The organism is Serratia sp. 506_PEND, assembly GCF_001076875.1.
GTDB lineage: Bacteria > Pseudomonadota > Gammaproteobacteria > Enterobacterales > Enterobacteriaceae > Serratia > Serratia marcescens.
Map to the genome: position 1 here is coordinate 1 of NZ_JVEL01000561.1, position 4,015 is coordinate 4,015.

The following is a 4,015-nucleotide window of genomic DNA, read 5'->3' on the forward strand; positions in this document are numbered from 1 at the left end:
GATGCCATTCGTACTCACGTTAACCTGCGCGAAGGTCGTTTCTTTGTGGCTCAGGATCCGCAGTTCGCACTGGTACATGGCCTGAAAGCATTGGGTTAATAAGGATGTCTAATGAGCCGAAGAAAAATACTGATTTACCTTCGCCCTGAAACGCATGCCAGCGAACGTTTTGCGGATGCAAGGATAGAGGAGCATCACCGGGGCGATCGCGGTGAGCTGTCACGAACGGCTTTACTGGCCGGTATAGCGCTAGGCGAGATTGACAACCGGTTGCCGTCAGTACTGGCAGCATTGCTGGCAGACAACACGAGCACGGAAACACTGCGCACTATGCTGGTCTCTTTTCTGAACATTCAGCCGGGATCGCGTCAGCCTGCATCGGTAGCAGCCACAGTACCAACATCAGAGGTAACGGAACAGCCCTCCAGCAGTGTTTCGGCAAAGAATCTGGCGGGCTCCCTGCCAGAGTGAAATATTATTTCATCACCAAATGGAAGCAAAAAAATAATCCAGGACGCTCAGCCTATGTGGCCGGGCGTCCTTTTATCGCTATATTCTTTTTTTCATCAGAAATCTCGTTTGGCATGAGCCACTTATGCTCACAGAATGGTTCAGGTAACAGCCGATAAACGAAAAATCCCTCGTCATCAGGCAAGCGTTCAGCGCTCAGATTACATTGAACCAGCAGTGCAGGAATGCCGCTGATATCGCCGGTAAGTCGTAACTCCATCGGCTTGATGAGTTCGCCCCTGTCGGTGAACACCTGATTCAGCTCGTCTTTTGGCGTGTAGATCGCACAGATATTACCTGCCAGTTTAGCTTTTTCTTCCCATTCTTTTGCTGACAACAGCCAGTCTACCCAGCCCATTGTCCGAAGCATGTCAATCATGTACGTAAAGCGAAAAAGCGTGCTCTGCTGCGTGAGCTCGCCAGAGCTGGCGAGCCAGATATACTCCACTTTGCTGTAAAGCCTCGCTGATACTCCGTAACGCTTACCCTGCTCCTGCAGCCAGATGATGTCCGATGCTAACGTTCGGGAAAAAAGTTTACGCTTCTGCGCTGCCAACAACCACTGCATGATGAACATATGTGTCTGTAGCCCTGAAAGCGCTCTGCCTTCCTGTCTGGCAAAGCCAACGGCCACCAGGATGCACCATGCCAGGTGAGCAAGATCTTCTGTCGGGCGTTTCAGGGTAGTAACAGTCAAACGGTACTCCGATCATTGTTATATGGGCAAAACCATAATGCTCAATACTGTGATAATGATTAAAAAACACTCAGGTCATTATTAAATGCTGTATGATAAACCTCATTCCTTAGTTTATCGACATATCAGCATTCACCCTTACCTTTTCAGGAATATCCGTAGACTGGTCTGCAATCTTGTATTCAAATCTGACATTTTCCCAGTCAGTACCTGTAACTCTGATTATGGGAACATATATACCTGTCTTTTTATAGAAGTCCACCTGATTATTTTTCACTATTCTCAGATAACCATGCGGTTGTAAGCTGCCGTGCCCCTTGACATAATAAAATCCCAACAGCGGGATTTTTTCGGGACTGTAATCACGCCATCCTTTTATCAGCACTTCATTATAGAATGTTCCGCCATAAATGCGAACTTCACTCAATTGTAATGTCAGCGCAATGTCAAAAGCCCTCCGATCACTCTCTGGTGTTATTCCCAGAGCAAAACCGCATGCATTTAACCGGACACGACCAAAATGTTCGGTGTACTGGCGCAAACTCTCAATTCCCAGCGTCTGACATTTAGGCCAGGAATGCACGCCAAAACCGCCACAGCCATTATGCAGATGTTCGCCAGTCAGAGCCTCAGTCGCAAAGACACAGGTATATTCCGGTTGAAACACATGCCCACCAGAAAGTCTGTCAATCACCCCGGACGGCCAGAGCATGAACCCTGCCCCCATCCAGGCCGCATTATACCGGGTTTTACCCGTCGTACTTTTTGCCCAGTAAGACAACGATATTTTACTGAGCGATGGATAAGGCTGCATCCAGTAATCATTATCGGTTTCAAATGCAGAAACCATAATACCCCGGCATTGATATACAGGACCAGAGCATTCATCCGAACGCATTAAATACAATCTGGAGGTTTCTTTTGCAATGAAATGCCCATACCGATCTCGTTCTGCAACATACGCACCCGAAGATATTCCTCGGTAGGGTACAATCTCACGAGCGTATCCTCCCCCATACAACATAACCCATAAAATACATATTAAAAATAGTTTCTTTAGCATTAATGCTTCCATTAATATATTTTACAGAAAAAATACACCCTATCATTGTAAACGATTATAAATTAATACAACCACAAAACCACATATTTACTCCGTCATGCGTTATAGGCCCACTTTATTTCCCTGCAATAAATCCCATCAGCCTCTCCGGTTACTGAATAGTAATAAAACGATTATTGAGATGGATGACGTCACATTCTCCCGGACGCGTAATTTCACAACTTATGCTTCCGGAACCATACCGAGATAGTTGCAATATCGTCCCCAGGAAAGATTACAAAATCCGGCAGCCCACAAGGACTGACGAGCGATAATATTGTCAACAGTTCCCCATGTTTGCTTTTTTGCGGATAAGACGCCCACGCGCTTTTTCTACCGCCCGATTGGTCCTGTCGGGGAACAGCGTGGCCTGTTGCTCCGCAACACTGAGATGCATATTTTTCTCCAGCAACGTCCATTCCTCATCACTCCAGGGACGAAATCCGATTTTACTCTCACGGGATTTCTTCAGGCCCAGCCTTCTCGCCATCACCCTGACGGCAACCTCATTCCTGCCTGGAAGCTGGTGCATGACTTCAGTACCGACCTCCGGGTATTGTGCTTTCAGAATACGAAGCTCATCTTCACGCCAGAAGCGCCCACTCTGCACGCCTAAAATAATGGCCCGTGAAAATATAGCCGTGACACTTCTGCCCGGCAGCAGTCGGGTCAGTGCTTCAGCCTCCATACCCTGCGAATAGTGATGACGGATAATCTCCATTTCTGCTTCGCGCCAGGGGCGGTTTCTCTTACCGCGACAGCACAGTTTATCAGCCATCAGTCCCACCGCACCCGGGGTACGTTTCAGAATGATAGCAAGTTCTGCCACGGACATCGTGCCGTAGTTATTTTCCAGAAAAGATAAATCCTTCACCGTCCAGAGAGAAAAATGATTGTCGGGCTGTGTTTTATTACCGCTCATTTCCCCTCCGAACCGGCGTATACAGCGCACCGCTTTCTGCGTCATTAAAAGCGGGGATGTTATCCCCCTCAGCAAGACTCCAGCGCTCATGCCTGTCAAGAACCCACCCGGTCTGCCGCAACTGCTCCAGAATAAATCGCGTGGTGTGCTCACTCAGGCCTGTCATGGTGGTGACTGCCTGTAACGTCATGACCGGTGCTTCTCTGAATGCGGCCATAATACGTTTTGCGTCATCCGTCATCGTCTGTGTCATTTCACTCAAATCCATCGGGTTATCAATCTACAGAAAAAAATAAATCAGGGAGCCAGGGTATAATCCAGCACGATGATGTCCTGCAGAATCGGTCGAAATATCGCTTTCAGATCCTCATGCGCAGGATGCGGCAGATAACGCTGGCGAGCTACTTCATCCGCAAACGTCATGAGCACGCAGTGTGTATGGCCTGCATTTTTACCTTCCGGACTGTCGTTTACGCCCCATTCCACACTTGTAACCCCTTCAATCCGATCGGGGATCTGCAGAAATGTAGTTCTGACAGCCAGTATGTGTTCCGGTAGTGCACTATCAGTAAACGTAATAAATAAAATATGGCGAATCATCATGACTCCTGTTGCGACAATTAGTGTATGGCAGATGTAATGGTCTTAACCGGAAGCTTATACAAACTCCCGATTAATATTTATTTTCGTTGTCACTCAGTCGTCTGTGGAACGGTCAGACAGTTATCGGCATTCAGCTTTAACTTCAGGCGACCTGCAGCAATTTCGTTTTCAGTATGCATAC

General features: G+C 47.6%; 6 protein-coding genes. 1 reads left to right on the plus strand and 5 read right to left on the minus strand.

The window, feature by feature from the left end:
• Positions 1-111 precede the first annotated feature (111 nt).
• Positions 112-471, plus strand: a complete 360-nt coding sequence (locus ADK28_RS30655; protein ID WP_075202146.1) for a plasmid partitioning/stability family protein — start codon at positions 112-114, stop codon at positions 469-471.
• A gap of 52 nt (positions 472-523) precedes the next feature.
• Here the strand turns inward: ADK28_RS30655 and ADK28_RS25000 are convergent, their stop codons facing one another.
• The 5 genes from ADK28_RS25000 to ADK28_RS25020 form a co-directional block, all read right to left on the minus strand.
• Positions 524-1,207 (minus strand): DUF2913 family protein, encoded by a 684-nt coding sequence (locus ADK28_RS25000; RefSeq protein ID WP_075202147.1) that lies wholly within the window; start codon positions 1,205-1,207, stop codon positions 524-526.
• Positions 1,208-1,316: 109 nt separating this feature from the next.
• Complete coding sequence (locus ADK28_RS31870) at positions 1,317-2,270, minus strand: hypothetical protein (protein WP_115591149.1); 954 nt, start codon at positions 2,268-2,270, stop codon at positions 1,317-1,319.
• A gap of 319 nt (positions 2,271-2,589) precedes the next feature.
• Positions 2,590-3,231, minus strand: a complete 642-nt coding sequence (locus tag ADK28_RS25010; protein ID WP_048796946.1) for a hypothetical protein — start codon at positions 3,229-3,231, stop codon at positions 2,590-2,592.
• A complete protein-coding gene (locus ADK28_RS25015) occupies positions 3,221-3,484 on the minus strand; it encodes a hypothetical protein (RefSeq protein WP_115181163.1) in 264 nt (87 codons plus the stop codon). The genes ADK28_RS25010 and ADK28_RS25015 overlap by 11 nt, the downstream gene beginning before the upstream one ends.
• A gap of 44 nt (positions 3,485-3,528) precedes the next feature.
• Positions 3,529-3,834, minus strand: a complete 306-nt coding sequence (locus tag ADK28_RS25020) for a Dabb family protein (RefSeq protein WP_204375384.1) — start codon at positions 3,832-3,834, stop codon at positions 3,529-3,531.
• Between the last annotated feature and the right edge of the window lie 181 nt (positions 3,835-4,015).